The organism is Arthrobacter sp. H20 (assembly GCF_000520515.1).
Classification (GTDB): domain Bacteria; phylum Actinomycetota; class Actinomycetes; order Actinomycetales; family Micrococcaceae; genus Arthrobacter_D.
In genome coordinates, this window is the sequence record NZ_KI914729.1 from 14,363 (window position 1) to 32,598 (window position 18,236).

The window sequence follows — 18,236 nt, forward strand, 5'->3', positions numbered from 1 at the left end:
GCGAGCCTGTCTACGGCCTCTTCTGTGCCATCCCCTCACCGGCGCTGGTCGAAATGATTGGCTGCGCGGGTTACGACTTCGTGGTTCTTGACTGCGAGCATTCCCTCGTGGACCCGCAGGAGCTGGAGAACTTGATCCGCGCGGCGGAAGCGGTTGGCCTTACACCTCTGGTCCGCATAGCACCTGCTGATCACTCAGCCACGCTCCGGGCGCTCGATGCGGGCGCCATGGGCGTCGTCGTCCCGCACGTGGAGAGCCGAGCTGACGTCGACGCCGCCATCCAGGCCGCCCGTTACCACCCCGAGGGTAAGCGGTCGCTGGCAGTCGGCCGCGTTTCCGGCTTCGGTCTCATCGACCCCGCAGAGTACATTGCCCGTGCCAATGAGGAGATCATGGTCATACCCCTCATCGAGGACGCGGCCGGGGTCGACGCCATCGACGGGATCCTTGCCGGCGGGGGTGTGGACCTCATCATCCCAGGCCCCGCAGACCTATCCCAGTCCTATGGTCTGCCCTGGCAAACGCGCCATCCGGTTGTTCTTGACGCCCTGGACAGCCTGCACGCCGCGTGCGTGGAACACGGCGTTCCGTTCTGCCCGATTTCCCGCACGCCGGAGTCACATGACAGCTGGCGGCAGGCGGGCGTCTCGGCCTTCATCCTCGGGGAGGAGCGCGACCTCGCAGCCGGAGCCCTCCGCAGGCACCTGGATGGGCTCCGGAATGCTTCCTTGCAGCCCAGGCCCTGACCCAATACTCGGGGCGGGCCCGGTGCATTGTTGTTGACAGCTGCCTGCTCCGGCAAACTCCTCCTACTACAGCCCGCCGTACAGTCCCTTCAAAACGCACCGTCTTTTCACACCGGCCGAACCGCCGAAAAAGGAAGCAGATCCATGTACGCCGCCGCACTTACCCCCGCTCACCCGGTCCGCGTGTTCGACGTCATCGTCCGCCGCGTCCAGGACCTGACCCCGCATTTCCGCCGCATCACCTTCACCGGCCCGGCGCTGGACCGGTTCGGGGTCCCGGGGCCGACACTTGACCTGAGGATTAAGATGCTGCTGTCCGTTCCCGGACAGACCCTGTCCCGGCCAGGCCCACCGGACGGACAGCTGCGCGAGGGCTGGTACCGGAACTGGCTCCAGAAAGAACAGCCGGGACGCGGCTGGATACGCAGCTACACCGTCCGCGCTCTCCGCGCCACCGCCCATTGCCGGGAGCTGGACGTAGATTTCGTCATCCACCCCGCCGCCGACGGCCACGGCGCCCCGGCCTCGGACTGGGCCCGGGCGGCCGCACCCGGCACCGGCGCGGTCATCATCGGCCCCGACGCCGAAGCCATCACCGCTGCCACCGGACTGAGCGAAACAGGTATAAGGTGGAACCCCCAAGGGGCCCGGCAGATCCTTCTGGCCGGCGATGAAACCGCAGTTCCGGCGATCAGCTCCATCCTCGAAGCCCTGCCGGCCCATGTCACCGGCCATGCGTTCCTGGAAGTCCCCGACGGCAGCGACTTTCAAAACATCAGCACCGACTCGGGAGTCCAGATCAGCTGGCTGGCACGACATCCCACAGGCGCGCTCCGCGGTGAGCTGCTGTACGGGGCCGTGCGGGCGAAACGCCAGGTAAACACAGCCACACAGGAAAACACACACGCCATGTATGCGTGGGTAGCCGGCGAAGCAGGCACCGTGAAGAGCCTGCGCCGATACCTTGTGAATCAGCTCGGACTGGACCCCAGACAATCTGAATTCAGAGCGTACTGGAGCCTTGGTAAATCCGGCTCCGGAACCAATGGCACCCCGAACGCCGGGAACCTCCATCCCGGGTTCCGAGGTGCCACCGGGGCGACGGTCAGCCCCGTCGATAACGCCAACGCTGTAGCGTGGGGCAATTAGGGCACACAACTGGGTCTTTTTGATCAGCCCGGACAGGCCTACCGTGGACAGAAGAAGCGGCCCGTCCCGGGCAGCCGAACCACGGAGGATCCCATGACAACGCACGTCGCAGACTGCAGCGTAAGCAATTGTTCCTTCAACGACCACTCCGCATGTAACGCCGCAGCGATCACAGTCGGCGGCACGGAAGACCATGCATCCTGCGCCACCTTCATTGACACCGGGACCCACGGAGGCCTGCCCAAAGTCCTGGCCGACGTCGGGGCATGCCAGCGCTCCGAATGCGTGCACAACGACCACCTAATGTGCCAGGCATCCGAGGTCCACGTCGGCCCGGGAGCTGACAACGCCGACTGCCTCACCTACTCACGCAGGTAGGCCGGCGAAAAGCTCTGCGACACAGGCGAGACCTGCAGCAGGCCACCGCCCGGAGCACCTCTTCGACGGTCGGGAGCTGCATCTCAGGTTGCTTGCGGCGTTGTTTGGAAGCGGCGAAGTGGCGTCCAACGAATTACCAGGACGATGAACGGTGAGGAGAACCCACAGCCCACTCTCGACCCGGAGCTACAAGCTCACCGTCGACGAATGCGTGCTGAATTTCCCCATCACGCGCGCAATGTCCTACCACCACGAGGACGCCAGTCGGGCTCGCCACAGCCTCCTAACCGCTGGCCCCCGCAGGAGCGAAAGAGCCGCGGTGAGGACATGGAGCGGTGAGCCGCCTCTCTAATCTGCTCAATGACTCCAACACCGAGTAATTGTCCGCGCGGCGTATCCGAGCAATCGCGGAATCCAAGGGTGTGAAGGTTTCCAACACATCCATCTCGAAGTACCTGCGCGGGGAACCCGAGCGAGACTATCTTCAAGGCCTTCTTCGTGGTGCTCCGCATCCCGATGGAGGAGCTTCGGGATGCGGCTGGCGCACCTAAGGGAGAGCCCTCACCGTTCGTTCTGCTGGACAGCAGGCCATGGACGAGCCGGTACGCCGCCAGGCCGGGGATGTCCACATCATTGTGGGTGCCGGGGTAGAGATTTGCGAACATTCCTGGGTCCTGATGATGATCGTATGGCGAAGGCAGCAGCCACGGGATGTTGTGGTTCCCGAATGTGGCTGCTGCCTCTTGTTGTGTCTACGGCAGGTGGGGATCCACGCCGTAGTGGTTGGCAAGGTCGGTGATGACAGCGTGGGCTCCCTGGATGCTGACGGACGCGAGGAACGTCGCATCATCGACCGGGAGGACGTCTCCTTCAAGACGCTCCCACAAAGGATTCGATTCGAACTTCTCCTGTTGGGCGCGGGCAGCGTCGCCTTCAGGGCCTTCGGGGGTGAAAGCACTGACCATAATCAGTCCGGCATCGCCTTCAAGGATTTGCTCAGCGGAGAGCGGAACGAAAATCGATTCTGTAGTATCCGGTGCATCTTCAGGACGCGGAATGCCCATATCGGCCATGATTTCGCCGATGAAGGAGTCGGAAGAGTAAAGGCGCGCGGTGTCTTCACCGGCGAAGCGAATCAGCGAGTAGGTGGCATCGGGCTTGGTGGCCAAAATTTCCTCTCCGACCGCCTTAGCCCGTTGCTCATAGGCAGTGACCAATTCCTCGGCCTTTTCCTTCTTGCCCAGGGCTTCGCCTAGGAAGACGACGTTTTCCTTCCACGTCGGACCGGTGCTGTCGGAGAAAATTGTGGGTGCGATTTTCGACAGCTGTGGGTAGAGGGCTTCATGGCGGACTTTCGCCGAAACAATCAGATCCGGTTCCAGTTCCAGAATCTGTTCCAGGTTAGGTTCTGCGAGGGTGCCCACATTCACGGAATCTTTGGTCACTTCATCAACCTCCCCAAGGTACGGGGCGAAAGGATCATTTGGGTCCTGACGGTACTGGACGTACCCGACCAGGTCCGCTTCAAGTAACAACGCGGCATCGATGTAGCTCGAGTCCAATGCGACGACCCGCTGCGGTCGTTCCTCGATGGTGGTGGAACCCATGATGTGTTCCATCGTCAGCGGATAGGTCCCGGCCTCAGCGGAGGTTGAGGCGGCGGAGGTTGTGTCGTTGGTGGCTGCGGGAGCGCCGCACGCAGCGGTGCCCAGTAGTGCGGCGCCTGCCGCGGCTGCCCAGAGTGGCTTGAGGAGATGAATTTTCACGAGAACTGCTTTCAATGGGGCCAGGCGCGTCAGTGCGCGTAATGGGTTAGGTAAGCCTTACCTGTCGTAGACTGTAGCAGCAGTCAGGAAATACAACATACGGGCATGACGTATTTAGCAAAGGGGTATCGGTGAAGGTCATGGGCTCTGGTTCTGTCCTCGCCGCGGATGCAGCCCCGCCGCAGGAAAGGAAGCCCGGGGAAGGTCGTACACAACAAGCCGTGCGCCTACCCCCGGCAGCATCGCTGCTCTTCGCCTTGCTGGTGCTGCTGGCGGCAGTGGTTCTGAGTCTTTGCATTGGTGGTCAGCCGTCCTCGGTGGCGGAGGCGTGGCACGCTGTTTTTGGGCCAACGGGTACGACCATGGATGTCACAATCCGTGAGTTGCGCTGGCCGCGCACGCTCATGGCCGCGGTTGCCGGTGTCTGTCTGGGGCTGGCGGGGACCCTCGTTCAGGGACACACCCGCAACCCCATCGCCGACCCGGGGTTGTTGGGCATCAATCAGGGTGCGGCCCTGGCCATCGTGGCCGCCATTGCGGTTGCCGGTCAGGTTCCGCCCCTGGCCCAGGCGTTGTTGGCTTTCGCCGGAGCGCTGCTGGCCAGTATCGCGGTCTTCCTGATCGGCTCTGCCGCCCGGCATGGAGCCACCCCGGTCACCCTCGTGCTGGCCGGCGCCGCGGTGACGGCCCTGTGCTCGGGAGTGGTGTCTGGGATCGTGTTGCTTAACGAGGCGGCGCTGGACACGTTGCGTTTTTGGCAGGTCGGCTCCCTGGCTGGACGCAGTGAAGCATTGCCGGTCATCTGGCCGTTCATTCTTGTCGGTCTCATTCTGGCTGTTCTCAACACCGGGGCACTGAACGCGTTGGCCCTCGGTGAGGACACTGCCACGTCGTTGGGGATTTCCGTGTTTACTGCCCGCGCTACGGGTATCGCGGCGATTACCTTGCTGGCCGGTTCCGCTGTCACGATGGCCGGACCGATTGCTTTCGCGGGGTTGTTGGTCCCGCATCTTGCCCGGGCGCTGGTCGGTGCTGACTACCGTTGGTTGATCATGGTCTCACCCGTGGCAGGGGCCGCTTTGCTGTTGCTCGCTGACACCGCTGGCCGGGTCATTGCCCGGCCCGGAGAGCTTTCCGTGGGCGTGGTACTTGCCGTCATCGGCGCACCGTTCTTCGTTTACCTTGCACGGCGCCGCAGGCTGGTGACGTTATGACCACCGACGCAGCGCTCCGTCAGGAACAGCCGTTTCGTTCCATCCGGGTCTTGCGTGCCGGGCCGGTCTCCCTACGGGTGGACCCGCGCGCTCTGGCAGTGACAGGAGTGCTGGTGCTGGCTGTGGCCGGTTTCGCCGCCCTCCATGTTGCCTTCGGTGGAACCGCCATCGCTTACCTGGAAGTACTGCGCGCCCTGTTAGGAGATACCACCGATTCCCGGACCTATCTGGCGGTCACCGAGTTCAGGGCACCCCGGGCAGTGGCCGCGGTCATCGTCGGTACCTGCCTGGGCGCGGCCGGAGCCATCACCCAAACCGTGGCACGCAATCCGCTCGCCAGCCCGGATGTCCTCGGGGTGACCTCTGGTGCGTCATTGGGAGCTGTGGCGGTCCTGGTCATCGGCGGCGGTGGCTATGCAGGCCTGAGCGGTGCGGCCGCGACGGTGGGAATGCCTGCCGCGGCGTTCACCGCGGGACTCATCAGCGGTACGGCGGTTTACCTGCTCGCGTACCGGAACGGCATCGACAGCTTCCGCCTGGTCCTGGTGGGCCTGGGAATCTCCGGATTCGCTGCCAGTATCACCACCTGGATCCTGACCCTGGGCGATGTCACCAGCGCCGCGCAGGCCCTGACCTGGATCATGGGCTCACTCAACGGCAAAGACTGGGCGCTGGTACAGCCCATGGCAGTCATCGCCGTCGCCCTTCTCGCCGCCGCTGTCCTGTGCGGTAAATGGCTGCTGTTGACCAGCCTGGGCGAGGACACCGCCATCGGGCTCGGGGCCCGCGTCGGCGTCGTGCGGCTGGTTGCGCTAAGCATCGCTGTGCTGCTGGCCTCCACCGCTACCGTCGTCGCAGGCCCCTTGGCATTCGTTGCCTTAGCCAGCCCCCAGATTGCCCGGCTTCTGGCCGGATCCGTTGTACCCCCCATCGTTGTCTCCGCCCTGACCGGAGCCGTCTTTGTACTGGTAGCAGACACCGTTTCAGCCAACGCCCTAAACACCCCGCTGCCTGCCGGCGTGGCCACTGCCATCATCGGCGCACCATTCTTGATTTATCTGATCCTCAAATCCCAGCGGAGACTCACATGAAACCCCGGGCCACTGCGATTCCCGTGACGCACACCGATACCCGCCCTCCAGTGGAGGCCCGGTTGAGGGCGGAAAGCCTTAGCCTTGGCTATGACGGGGCGGATATTATCCAGAACCTTTCCCTGGCCATTCCCGACGGGAAGATCACCTCCATCATCGGACCGAACGGGTGCGGCAAGTCCACGCTGCTGCGCGGCCTTGGCCGGCTACTCACTCCCCGGGCAGGGCAGGTGACACTCGACGGAATACCGTTGACCACCCAATCCACCCGCCACATCGCGACCCAGCTCAGCGTTCTGCCGCAGGCACCGACGGCGCCGTCCGGGCTCACCGTCGCTGATCTGGTCTCCAGGGGCCGGCACCCCCGGCAAAAGTGGTACCAACAGTTCTCCGTCCCCGACCACACCGCCATCACGGACGCCCTACAAGCCACCAACATTTCAGACCTCGCCGACACCCCGCTTGATGACCTCTCCGGCGGCCAGCAGCAACGCGCCTGGATCTCCATGACTCTGGCCCAGGAAACCGAAATAATCCTGCTCGATGAGCCCACCACCTACCTCGACCTGGCCCACCAGGTAGACGTCCTGGAAGTGGTGCAACGACTTAACCACACACACCGCCGCACCGTCGTCATGGTCCTTCACGACATTTCCCTCGCCGCCCGCTACTCAGACCACATCGTTGCCATGAAGGACGGCGCCATCGTGGCAGCAGGAACACCACACGACGTCGTCACGGTCCAACAGCTGAAGGAAATCTTTGGTCTGAATGCCCATGTCGTGACCGAACCAACCCAAGGACGACCCCACGTCATCCCCCTCGGAACGTCAGGGACGACGACCCCGGTGCTAGAAACAGAAATGGCAGGATATTGACCGGCAGTCCGGCACCGGAGGACTCTCCTAACAGCGGCCCCCGGCATTCCAAACCCGACCGAGCCCGGCCAACCCAGTCCGCAGTTTCCACTTTCAAGGAACTGAGATGACGTCCATACCCGCATCCTGAACGAGTGCAGAGGACTATGGACATTCCGTGCAGACGACTTCTGAAATGACACACAGACATGCGAAAACGCCGTCCGCTTGGATCACAAATCAAGTGCGAAACGTGTATTGTCATAACGCGAGGTGAGATGGATTCTGTGACCCTCGGGACTGGGGGAGGACGACATGGATCGACCGGAACGCCTGGAGGGCGTCGAGGAGCCGAGGTTGGTGCCTGAGGGTGTGATGCTCGGGTACGCGCGAGTATCAACGGTTGATCAGAACCTTGAGGCTCAGCGCCAACAGTTAGTCGACGCTGGCTGCTATGACATCTACGCCGACCATGGGAAGTCTGGTGCGACGATGCCCCGCCCGCAGCTGGAGGTGTGCCTACGCGCGTTGCAGCCTGGCAACACACTCGTGGTGACCAAACTTGACCGCCTCGGTCGCACAGTGCGCGGGCTCGTGGACCTGCTGGACGCCCTGCATGAACGCGGCGTCATGTTCCGGTCTCTGTCCGAGGGCATCGACACGACGACCGCCTCGGGGCGGCTGATGTTCAACATCATCGCGAGCGTCGCGGAGATGGAGCGTGAGCTTATCCGGGAGCGGACAAAGGCCGGCCTCGCTGTCGCCGCGGGAAAGGGTGGCCGGCCGCCGCGGCTGCAACCGCACGACGTCGTTGAGGCCCGCAGACTCCGGGACCAGGAAAAGCAGACGGTCGAGTCGATTGCGAAGAAGTTCAAAGTACATCGGTCGACGATCATTCGCGCGCTGCGCACTGATGGTCTTGCGGGTGCTGGGTACAAGCGACAACCGAGTGGTCATTAGTGGACTGAGGAGCAGTTATGTGGATCCTTCCCAGACAGGGTTCGGGTGCTGGGTACGGTGGGAGAAGTATTTCTACCGGCACCAGGGGGACGTCCGATGGCGCGATCGCGCAAGCGCAACCAGATTGATGGTCAGGCAAGTCTCGATGCATTTCTTTTCGCACCATCAGAGGAGGTTCGTGATGAACAAGTACGGCAAGTTCGCGCAGGAGACGTGGAAGATGACCGCGCCGAAGCAGTACGCCCTGATCCCGGACCCGGACGAGTGGTTCCGACAACTGGGGGAGGAAGCAGCGCAGAGCGTCGAGGAGCTGACACGGCAGATAGCGGGCCCGGACTCGATGACCGAGACGTTCCTGGAGAAGTACGGACGCTTGACGGCCTCGCAGAATCAGGCCGAGGAGATAGTCCGAGCCGAGATGCTGACACCGGACGAGATGGAGACGGAGGGCGACGAGGAGACGGAGGAGGACGAGGTCGATCGGCAGCGGAGGGAGCTTCGGGAGTCGTTCCGCGAGGAGTCGAGACTTCAGAGGGAGTTGCTGGGCGCGTACCGGGAAATCGAGATGGATCAGTACAACCAGAAGCCGTAACTTCTGCGATTGAAGCGCACTCCCGTTTCATTCCAGCGAGGCAGGCTGATCTGGCCCCGTCAGGTGCTCGAGCGCGCTTCCAGGCGAATGTCGCTGCGCTGCGCGTCCTGCGCGAGCTGCAGGACCAGGACCGCGCGGCCACCGCAGCAGAACGCACTGTGCTGGCACGGTGGGGGAGTTGGGGGGCCACTGGCGTAGCCGAGGTCTTCGATGAGAGCCGTGCCGAGTACGAGGCCGACCGGGTTGAGCTCCGCGAGTTGCTGAGCGAGGACGAGTACCGGGCCGCGAACCGGACCGTCATCAACGCCCACTACACAGACCCCTCCCTCGCCTCGGAGATCTGGCAGACCCTGAACACGCTTGGTTTCGACGGCGGTCGCGTCCTGGAACCAGGGTCTGGTGCCGGAACCTTCATTGGCCTCGCACCCGAGACGGCAACCATGACCGGGGTAGAACTTGACCCGATCACCGCCGGCATCTCCCAGGCGCTCTACCCTGACGCTGACATTCGTGCCGAGTCCTTCGCTGATACCCGGCTTCCCGCCGGCTACTTCGACGCCATGGTGGGTAACGTCCCGTTCGCCAGGACCAGGCTGCACGACCCGCGGCACAACGCGGGCAATCACTCGATGCACAACCACTTCATCATCAAGTCGCTGGACTTCACCCGGCCCGGTGGTGTTGTGGGTGTTATCTCCTCGGCGTTCACGTTGGACGCGCAGAACCCGGCGGCACGCCACGAAATCTACGACACGGCGGACCTGCTCGGTGCCGTCCGGTTGCCAACCGGGGCGCACCGCCGCGCCGCCGGCACCGATGCGCTGACCGACGTCCTGATCTTCCGTAAGCGGCTCCCAGGTGAGGAACCGCTCAGCCCGCAGTGGCTGGAATCGCGCGCCATCTCCGTAGGCGATGACGCTGAGCAGGACGCCGCACGCATGAACGCCTATTTCATCGAGAATCCCGAGCGCGTGCTGGGTGAGCCTGTGGTGGGTCATGGCATGTATGGCTCTGCGACCCTCACCGTCCGCAGTGAGGACCTACGCTCCGTTCCGGAGCAGCTGCACGACCAGCTGCAGGACATCGCCCAGGTCGCCGTCGACGCCGGCAGAGGAGTAGCGGAGCGCCAGGAGGGGCAGGTCATCGAGTCCGCTGCCATCGTCCCGGCAGGCAGTGACCTGCAGGTAGGACACATCGCGGCCGCTCCCGATGGCACGTTCACCCAGGTTGGACTCGACGGCGTGGTGGTTTCGCTGAGTGTCCCTAGGACGCAGGCCGGTGAACTGAGGTCGCTTCTGGACCTGCGCGACGCTGGACGCTCGGTTCTTATGCTTGAGGCGAGCAACGTGGAGGACACCCCGGAACTGGGCGCTGCTCGTCAGGAGCTCCGAAGCACCTACCAGGGGTATGTCGGCACCTATGGGCCGATCAACCGGTTTACCGAACGCCGGACCGGCAAGTTCAATGATGCAGGCGAAGACATTATGGCCCGGCTGACGCCGAAGGCCGTCGCGCTGCTGAAAGGTGATCCGTTCGGTGCGCTGGTAAAGGCGCTGGAGAACTTCGATGAGGGCACCCAGATAGCTACTCCCTCAGCCTTGCAGCGGGAGCGCCAGGTGCAGCCTCGCCAGCCGATTCGTGGCGTCGACACACCCGCTGAGGCACTAGCCGTCACCCTCGATAACGCAGGCGAAGTTGACCTTACTGAAGTCGCCCGACTGCTCGGCGTCGAGCCCGACGCTGCACGGCAGGCACTGGGCGAGCTGGTCTACGACATCCCCGGCGAACCGGGCGTCGTGGAGACTCGCGCCGAATACCTTAGCGGTAACATCAGGGAAAAACTCGACCGTGCCATTGAGGCAGCCACAGAAGACGAGCGGTACACGCGCAACGTTCAAGACCTGAGGGTCGCCCTACCCCTGCCGCTAGGTGCGGATGAAATCGAGGCCCGGATTGGGTCCATCTGGATCTCGGCTGAGGTGCACCAGGAGTTCCTGCAGCACATCACCCGTGACCGACAGGCGCGCGTGGACCGGGTGACCGGAGCCAACTGGGACGTGCAGGCCAACAGGCACAGCTTCACGGTCCGCAACGACTGGGGCACGGAGCGCATGCCTGCCGGTGAAATTTTCAAGGACCTGCTTGAACAGAAGCGGGTTCAGGTCACCGATCCCGACCCTGATCCCCAGAGCCAGCGGCGCATCCTCAACCCGACAGAAACGGCCGCTGCGCAGGAGAAGGCCCAGCTGATGCAGGACCGGTTCGGGGAGTGGGTGTGGGAAGACGCCGACCGTGCCGTCGCCCTGACCGACGAGTACAACCGGCGGTTCAACTCCCTCGTGCTGCGCGACTACACCGTCGAAGGCGAACGCCTCACGTTGCCCGGGCTGGTCAAGAACTTCACCCCGCGCCCGCACCAACGCGCTGCGGTGGCACGCATGATTTCCGAGCCTTCCGTGGGTCTCTTCCACGAAGTCGGGGCAGGGAAGACCGCTGAGATGGTGATGGGTTCCATGGAGCTGCGCCGCCTCGGAATGGCCCGGAAGCCAGCGATCGTCGTACCCAATCACATGCTCGACCAGTTCGCCCGCGAGTGGCTGCAGATCTACCCGCAGGCGCAGATCCTCGCAGCATCCTCGAAAGACCTGGCCGGCGACAAGCGCCGGGAGTTCGTCGCCCGCGCGGCCGCTAACGACTGGGACGCGGTCATCATGACCCGCACCGCGTTCGAGCGCATCCCCCTCTCCACCGAATCTGAAGTCGCCTACCGCAACCGCGAGGTAGACCGCATGCGGCAGGACCTCCTTGCCGCAAAGGAACGCGCCATCGCGAGCGGTGGGCGGCCGATGAGCGTCAAGAAACTAGAGAATCGGATGCAGGCCCAAGAGGAGAAAACAAAGCGCCTTCTCGAACACCCCGTGGACGCGGGCTTGACGTTCGAGCAGACCGGCATTGACTACCTGATCGTGGACGAGCTGCACGACTTTAAGAACCTCGAAACAGCGTCGAACATCCAGGACGCCGCGATCGACGGGTCCGACCGTGCCACGGACCTTCACTCCAAGGTGGAGTACCTGCGCAGCGTTCACGGTGACCGTGTGATCACGGGCGCGACTGCGACGCCGATCGCCAACAGCGTCACCGAGATGTACGTCATGCAGCGCTACCTGCGCCCGGACCTACTGGAGCAGGCAGGCATCCACGACTTCGATACGTGGGCGGCGACCTTCGGCCAGGTGGTGACCGAGATGGAAATGACCGTGGCCGGCGGTGAGAGCTTCAAAATGAAGGAGCGCTTCTCGAAGTTCCAGAACGTGCCCGAGCTGCTGAAGATGTTCCACACGTTCGCGGACGTGAAGACCGCCGAGGATCTGCAGTTGCCCGTGCCGGACGTTGAGGAGCGCGAGGACGGCAGACGCCTGCCACGCATGATCGCTGTCGAGCCGACCATCGAGCTCGAGGCGTACATTGCGGACATCGCGGAGCGGGCGGAGAAGATTCAGCAACGACTTGTCGATCCGACCGAGGACAACATGCTGAAAATCTCTACCGATGGTCGGAAGGCCGCCCTGGACATGCGGCTGGTCGATCCGGACATTGATGTCCTGATCGGGGAGACGAAGATCAGCGCGACCGCTGACCTGCTGGCCAGGGTTTACGAGGAGAACAAGGACCGCTTTTACAACGACCCGGAGACCGGGGACCCGCACCCAACACCCGGTGCCCTGCAGATCGTGTTCTGCGACCTCGGCACGCCCTCGGACAACTGGAACGTGTACGGGCAGCTGCGCGATGACCTCGTGAAGCTTGGTGTGCCCGAGCAGAAGGTCCGCTTCATGCACGAGGCGAAGAGCGACGCTGAGAAGGGCCGGCTGTTCGCGGCCTGCCGTACAGGCGACGTCGCCGTGCTGATCGGGTCAACACAGAAGATGGGCGTCGGCACGAACATCCAAGCCCGCGCCGTGCACCTGGTCGACCTCGACGCACCGTGGCGACCGGCGGATGTGTCCCAGCGTCACGGGCGCATCATCCGACAAGGCAACCAGAACCCCGAAGTCGCCATCTCGCAGGTCGTCACCAAGGGATCGTTCGACACCTTCATGTGGCAGACGCTGGAGCGCAAGAGCAAGTTCATCGACCAGATCATGCGCGGCCGACTCGACGTCCGAGAGATTGAGGACGTGGGGGACAGCACCCTGTCCTTTGCGGAGGTCAAAGCCATTTCCAGCGGCAATCCGCTGATCCTGGAGAAGTCGAAAGCTGATCAGGAGAAGTCTCGACTGGAGAGGTTGGAGCGGGCGTGGCATCGCAACCAGGCAGCGCTCACGCGCCGCAAGGGCAGCTCCCTCACTCGCGGCCGCGCACTCGTAGCTGAACTGCCGGCACTGAAGGAAGCAGTCGATCGGACAACACCCGAGGTGGGTGGAAATACGTTCCGCATGACCGTCGATGGCCGCACCTTCGACAAGCGCCCCGACGCGGTGGAGGCACTACGTACATGGGCGGATAGGAATGCCGCCGGCCGCCCATCCATCAACGGCTCGAAAGACCTCGGAGTGATGGCGTCCATCGGCGGCCACGATGTCCGGTTCGTGCAGGGCCAGGCCAACATGGTCGACATGGGAGCGTCCCGCGTGGAGCTGCAGATCGAAGGAGCCCCAGGAGTAGCCGTTGAGCTGAAACGCACCGACGCACTCTTCCCCACAGTCGGTGTCATCCAGCGGCTGGAGAATCAAGTCACGAGACTGCCGGATGAGGTGGTCAAGCGTGAGCGTCAGCTCGAAGAAGCCCGCCAGGAATACCGGGACGCAACAACCGCGCTCAACCAACCGTTCAAACACACAGAGGCGCTGGAGGCCGCCCGGTGGGACGTCGAACGAATCGGTCGTGAGATGCGTGGAGAGGACGCAGCGCAGACGTCGCTCACGCCGGACCTGGAGGAGTTGAAGCGACACATGCGCTTGAGCTTTCCTAAGCCTCCGCAACCGGGCAAAGCATCTGATCGAACACACCGTACGCGCGGGAGCGATCACACTTCAGATGTCCACCGCGACCGGGACAATGGGATGGAACTCTAGCGCCCTGTGAGACAACAAAGGGATGGTTCCTACCCACGGTAGGAACCATCCCTTTCTCGTCCGCTACGAGTCAGTCGCGAGGGTGTCCCTGGCAGGTTCCGTTGCAGTGTTTGACTCGGTGGCGTTTCGTCGTGATCGGCGCTTCGCCATACCGCCGGCCTCTAAACCAAGCTTCTTCAGCTCGTCCTCGCTCCAGCCATCTTTCGTGGCCCGGACGTAAGCCTTCTTGTCTTCGCGTTCAGCGGCAGCGAGCTGCTCGCGCAGCTCGTCCACATGCTTGCGCGCGAGGACCAACTCAGTGACGGACTCGATGCGCGAGTCGAGGAGTTTACGTGCTTGGTCTTTGGTGGTTTCAAGGTCGACGGTAGCCATACATGCCACCTTATCGCCGCGCTGGGAGATCGTCACGGATGATGCGTCCTATTGGCCGGCTGGGTAGTCGTGGAGGTGTGCGTTGGCGACGTCGTTGAACCACTCGTGTACGTCGCCTGAATTATAGCGCACGGTGTTCCGCCCCAGCACGAAGCACGGCGGCCCCTGGTTCGTCTGACGCCACCGGGCAAGCTCTTTGCTTGTCACGCCGTACATCCCCGCCACCTCCTTGGGTGACATCATCGCGCTCACCTGGTGTCCCGCTTTCATCCTTGCCACCGTTCCTTTCGGCAACGTCGTCATCACTTGGCTGCGAAGTGAATTGGCAAGTTGGAACCGGGGGACCGTGGAATACCGCAAGGGAGCTTGCGAGTGAGGATATGCCGCGAAAGCCGCTGGTGGAGACTTGCCAAGAGAAGGGCGGTCAGTACATTCACCAGCCGAAACGGAACGGCGCAGCCGGTCAATGAATCGCAGACGCGAAGCGCTCCGAAAGACCTTCACATCCCAACCGGGAACGCACTGAAGCTGAGAGCAGATAGAGACGCAGAAGGAGCAAGCTATACAGTTATGTGCCATAACTGGAGACGTTCCTCGACAGTGCATCGAGGATCGGTCACACTGGAGGTGTGAAGCCCCGAGTTTCGGGGGCGCTGCGCTGGGCAATTGAAAGGCGGTGGGATCGTGACGGAAGAGCAGAGTTCTCCCCGTCGTTTCGGTCGCCGCCGTCGCGCCAACATTTCCGGGCGGACCCAGTACGTGCGAGTGTCAATGTCGGAGCAGGAGCGCGCCGCGCTGCTGGTGTTGGAGGAACGTACCAACCGGACCGCTTCTGAGATCATGGTCAGCGCCGCTCTGTATGCGGAAAACTCAGAATCATTGGTGGAACGTCGAGCTTTGGCCATTGAGTTGATGCAGGCCCGCCGGTTGCTTGCCACCGTTTCCAACAACGTCAACCAGATTGCCCGGCACGCCAATGCAGGAGATGAGTTCCCGAAGGACGCTGTCGCTGCTGTCGCTGCTGTGCGGCGGGTAGCTGATCGCATGTATGAGCTAGTGGACGAGTTGGACCGGTAGATGATTCCTAACGTTTCCCGTGGCGATCGGATGACTGGTCTGATGGTTTACCTGGCTGGACCAGGACGGGCCAATGAGCACGCCGAGCCGCACCTAGTGGCCGGTTCCGCGCCGATCATGGCCTGGCACTCTGATGCTGAATTGAACCGTGATGCAGCCGTAGCAATTGGGCACGAGCTGGACCAGGCTAAACGCGTTCTCGGCGTCGAGGTTCCCGGCGGTCACGTCTGGCACTGTTCACTCAGTCTGCGAGCTGAGGAAGGCGACTTGTCGGACGAGAAGTGGTCAGAGATTGCTCACGACTTCATGGACGATATGGGATTCACCGAGGCCAGCGGGAAAACCCCCGCGTCGTGGGTAGTGGTACGCCACGGGCACAGCACCGCCGGAAACGATCACGTACATATCGCAGCGTCGATGGTCCGCGAGGACGGCACTAAGTGGAGTCCTCACAATGATTTCCTTAAGTCCCAGCAAGCCTGCCGCACGCTGGAGAAAACCCACGGTCTAGAGCAGATCAAAGGTATTCACGTCTCCAGGGGAATCAAGCCCGGAGAACGTGAGGCCTCCCAACGGCGCGGGTTCGCGGAGCCGGAACGAACCTCACTGGCAAGGAAGGTGAGAGGCTGCGCCGTAGCGTCCCAGGACGAGGCAGAGTTTGTGCGTCGGATGCGCCGCACGGGCGCGTTGATCCGTCCCCGGTTCGCCGCTGGACGTGATGACGTGATTACCGGCTACCGGGTGGCAGAACGACCGTTGAATGGTCAGCGCCCTATTTGGTACAGCGGCACACGCCTAGCTAGTGACTTAACTCTGCCGAAGTTGCGCAGCTCGTGGCAGGACAGCCCGCAGGCCGCAGGGGAAGCGGTACAGGAATGGTCAGCGGCTAGCCGTGGTCGGCGCGTGGTGAACGCGGGCCGGGAGCTCAACGATCCAGATCCGCAGATGTGGCAGCGCTACAGCGATGAACTGTCCGACTTGAACAAGTCCCTGGCCTCCGTGCCGGTTGAGGATCACGCGACGTGGGCCCACGTTGCCCGCGAAACCTCTGGTGCGTTCGCGGCATGGTCTAACAGTGTCGAGGCGGCACCGGGAGCGCTGGCCGCGACCGCTGAAAGACTTTCGAAGACAGCCCAGCTACGTCAGTACCCAGTACGCCCGCAGCGCACGGTAGGACCGTCAGCGATGGGTGCAGCGAGGATCCTGCTAACGGCGACGAGCGGCAATCAGAGCGCGGCCCAGGCGTTGATGTTGGTTCAGTTGGCTAACCTGGCGAAGTCGATCCACGACATGCACAAAGCCGCCGGGGACGTGCGAGCTGCACAGCAGATCAACACCGTTGTTCAGGAGCGGTTGAGGACCGTGGCTGGGGCGCTGCACCAAAAGCCAGCAGCCACCGTACAGGCCACCACGGTACAGGCGACCGCCGCGCAGACAACGTCAGGGCTGGTTCAGGGGCCGGCCGTGGATGCTGAAACTGCCTTGGCCGTGGCCTTAGCGGCCCGCGATCATGGAGCACCGGTGAGAGATGGTTCCGTGGTTCCGCCGAAGATCGAACCGGCGCGCAAGTCCACGCTGATAACACCGAAACCTGAACGTGGCATCGAACGATAACCAGATCAAGGGGAGATAAGGCAATGAGCGAATCAGACGGCGTTGAAGAAGCAATAGGAGGACTCTCGCGCACCGGAGTAGCCGTAGCTGGAAGGCTGGGGGAACAGTTCGCCCGGATGCGTGAGCAGTCGCTACGCCAACAGCAAGCAGTCGAGGAACAGCGCGCCAAGGAACTCCAGGCCCGCTACGAGGCCCAGCGCGGCGCAGCACGGGCGCAGCTCGCACCCACGGCACTCGCACCCACGGCAGATGATCGGTGGTGGGACCAGGCACGCCCGCAGGACATTGAACGCGTCCACGAGACGGCCACGGCGTGGAAACAGTTCGACCCCACAGCTCAGGAAGCCGCTGAGCGTATCCGCCGCGAAGTAAGCCAACGCTACGGTGTTGACGTAGACAACCCCGGGGCCAGCGACAAGGCAGTCAGCGAAGCACTAGCCCAGGCCGAACGGGACCAGGTCGAACGGGACCGGGCCGAAGCTGACCGGCAACGCAGTGCCGGGGACCGCGACGGCGTCGAAGCAGGCATAGTGATGGGAGTCGCAGGCAGGGAGGACCGGAACCGGGCCGCAGAGGTCGAATGGGAGAACGCCGCAGCGAAGGAAGCCGAGCCGCTCTATGACAGTGAAGAACGCCGCCAGGCTTTCGCATCATCGCTGGAGGGCAATGCGGACGCTGAAACGATCAGCGCCCGCATCCTCGCAGACCGTGACCAGGCGACCCCACCCACGGAAGCCATTGCCGGCAAACCCGGTAAGTCCAAGGTAGCTAAGCGCACCAAGGCCACAGGGCAGAAGATACAAGCCGAGATCTCCCGGTAACGGACCCGCAGGCCAACACGCGGCAGAGAAGGGCTCGTTACCGTTCGCCTTCTCCTGGGCTAGGTGTGGTCGGAGTATCCCTGGGAGAGGATTTTCGTTTGGACAGCCATTCTTGACGGTACTCTTCAGTTTTTGCGGCTTGATCTCCTCCCCAGCCCGCGCCATAAAATGCTCCGAGCCACACAGCGATTGTCGCAAGTGCGACGGCTCCCGCTCCGGGTCCGCCTAACCATCCCGCGAGTGTTACCACGGCTGCTGTGATGAGTAAGGTGACAACTATTTTCGTGATTGAACGCATTCTGTGCCACCTATGAGGTAAGGAATCAGTAGGGAAAAGAATTACCGACGTATCGAAAGCGCAGGTGAGCGATACGCATCTCAGCTAGGCCCATAACGTGGGTGTCCACCACGAGGAAATGAGCGCCTTGCGGTATCTCCTCCCACGACAGGACCACCGAATACCGGCTGGTCCCGTGAGCGCGCCCGCCCAAGCGACTGAACCCACCTCACCTTCGGATTAG

General features: G+C 62.9%; 15 protein-coding genes. 12 read left to right on the top strand and 3 right to left on the bottom strand.

The window, feature by feature from the left end:
• From Y703_RS19100 to Y703_RS0109400, 3 genes are all read left to right on the top strand, one after another.
• A partial coding sequence (locus Y703_RS19100) for an HpcH/HpaI aldolase family protein (RefSeq protein WP_035764481.1) occupies positions 1–746 on the top strand: 746 nt, incomplete at its 5' end.
• A 144-nt stretch (positions 747–890) separates the two neighbouring features.
• Positions 891–1,895, top strand: a complete 1,005-nt coding sequence (locus tag Y703_RS19105; protein ID WP_051427465.1) for a siderophore-interacting protein — start codon at positions 891–893, stop codon at positions 1,893–1,895.
• A gap of 93 nt (positions 1,896–1,988) precedes the next feature.
• Positions 1,989–2,273, top strand: coding sequence for a DUF1540 domain-containing protein (locus Y703_RS0109400; protein ID WP_026552489.1), 285 nt, complete (start codon positions 1,989–1,991; stop codon positions 2,271–2,273).
• Between the two features lie 752 nt (positions 2,274–3,025).
• Here Y703_RS0109400 and Y703_RS0109405 read toward each other — a convergent pair.
• A complete protein-coding gene (locus tag Y703_RS0109405) occupies positions 3,026–4,039 on the bottom strand; it encodes an ABC transporter substrate-binding protein (RefSeq protein ID WP_253907993.1) in 1,014 nt (337 codons plus the stop codon).
• 221 nt (positions 4,040–4,260) lie between these two features.
• On the opposite strand from Y703_RS0109405, the gene Y703_RS0109410 reads away from it, so the two are divergent.
• The 6 genes from Y703_RS0109410 (at position 4,261) to Y703_RS19125 (ending at position 13,831) form a co-directional block, all read left to right on the top strand.
• Positions 4,261–5,253, top strand: a complete 993-nt coding sequence (locus Y703_RS0109410) for a FecCD family ABC transporter permease (RefSeq protein ID WP_026552491.1) — start codon at positions 4,261–4,263, stop codon at positions 5,251–5,253.
• Positions 5,250–6,344, top strand: a complete 1,095-nt coding sequence (locus tag Y703_RS0109415) for a FecCD family ABC transporter permease (protein WP_026552492.1) — start codon at positions 5,250–5,252, stop codon at positions 6,342–6,344. Before Y703_RS0109410 ends, Y703_RS0109415 begins: the two co-directional genes overlap by 4 nt.
• Entirely contained in the window at positions 6,341–7,222 is an 882-nt protein-coding gene (locus Y703_RS19110; protein ID WP_081743481.1) for an ABC transporter ATP-binding protein, read from the top strand. Before Y703_RS0109415 ends, Y703_RS19110 begins: the two co-directional genes overlap by 4 nt.
• 294 nt (positions 7,223–7,516) lie before the next feature.
• On the top strand, positions 7,517–8,161 hold the full coding sequence (locus Y703_RS19115) for a recombinase family protein (protein WP_081743482.1): 645 nt from the start codon (positions 7,517–7,519) through the stop codon (positions 8,159–8,161).
• A gap of 181 nt (positions 8,162–8,342) precedes the next feature.
• Positions 8,343–8,753: a TnpV protein gene (locus Y703_RS22650; protein ID WP_081743485.1), complete on the top strand. Its 411-nt coding sequence runs from the start codon at positions 8,343–8,345 to the stop codon at positions 8,751–8,753.
• 158 nt (positions 8,754–8,911) lie between these two features.
• Positions 8,912–13,831, top strand: a complete 4,920-nt coding sequence (locus tag Y703_RS19125; protein ID WP_253907994.1) for a helicase-related protein — start codon at positions 8,912–8,914, stop codon at positions 13,829–13,831.
• A gap of 63 nt (positions 13,832–13,894) precedes the next feature.
• Here the strand turns inward: Y703_RS19125 and Y703_RS0109435 are convergent, their stop codons facing one another.
• Together Y703_RS0109435 and Y703_RS19130 are read right to left on the bottom strand one after the other, a co-directional pair.
• Positions 13,895–14,203: a hypothetical protein gene (locus tag Y703_RS0109435; protein ID WP_026552493.1), complete on the bottom strand. Its 309-nt coding sequence runs from the start codon at positions 14,201–14,203 to the stop codon at positions 13,895–13,897.
• 48 nt (positions 14,204–14,251) lie between these two features.
• A complete protein-coding gene (locus tag Y703_RS19130) occupies positions 14,252–14,446 on the bottom strand; it encodes a helix-turn-helix transcriptional regulator (RefSeq protein WP_162148879.1) in 195 nt (64 codons plus the stop codon).
• 441 nt (positions 14,447–14,887) lie between these two features.
• On the opposite strand from Y703_RS19130, the gene mobC reads away from it, so the two are divergent.
• Genes mobC through Y703_RS0109455 form a run of 3 tightly spaced genes read left to right on the top strand, consistent with a single transcriptional unit; the run spans position 14,888 to position 17,715 of the window.
• Complete coding sequence (mobC, locus tag Y703_RS19135) at positions 14,888–15,280, top strand: plasmid mobilization relaxosome protein MobC (protein WP_026552494.1); 393 nt, start codon at positions 14,888–14,890, stop codon at positions 15,278–15,280.
• On the top strand, positions 15,281–16,894 hold the full coding sequence (locus tag Y703_RS0109450; protein ID WP_026552495.1) for a relaxase/mobilization nuclease domain-containing protein: 1,614 nt from the start codon (positions 15,281–15,283) through the stop codon (positions 16,892–16,894).
• Between the two features lie 23 nt (positions 16,895–16,917).
• Entirely contained in the window at positions 16,918–17,715 is a 798-nt protein-coding gene (locus Y703_RS0109455) for a hypothetical protein (protein WP_026552496.1), read from the top strand.
• Positions 17,716–18,236 lie beyond the last annotated feature (521 nt).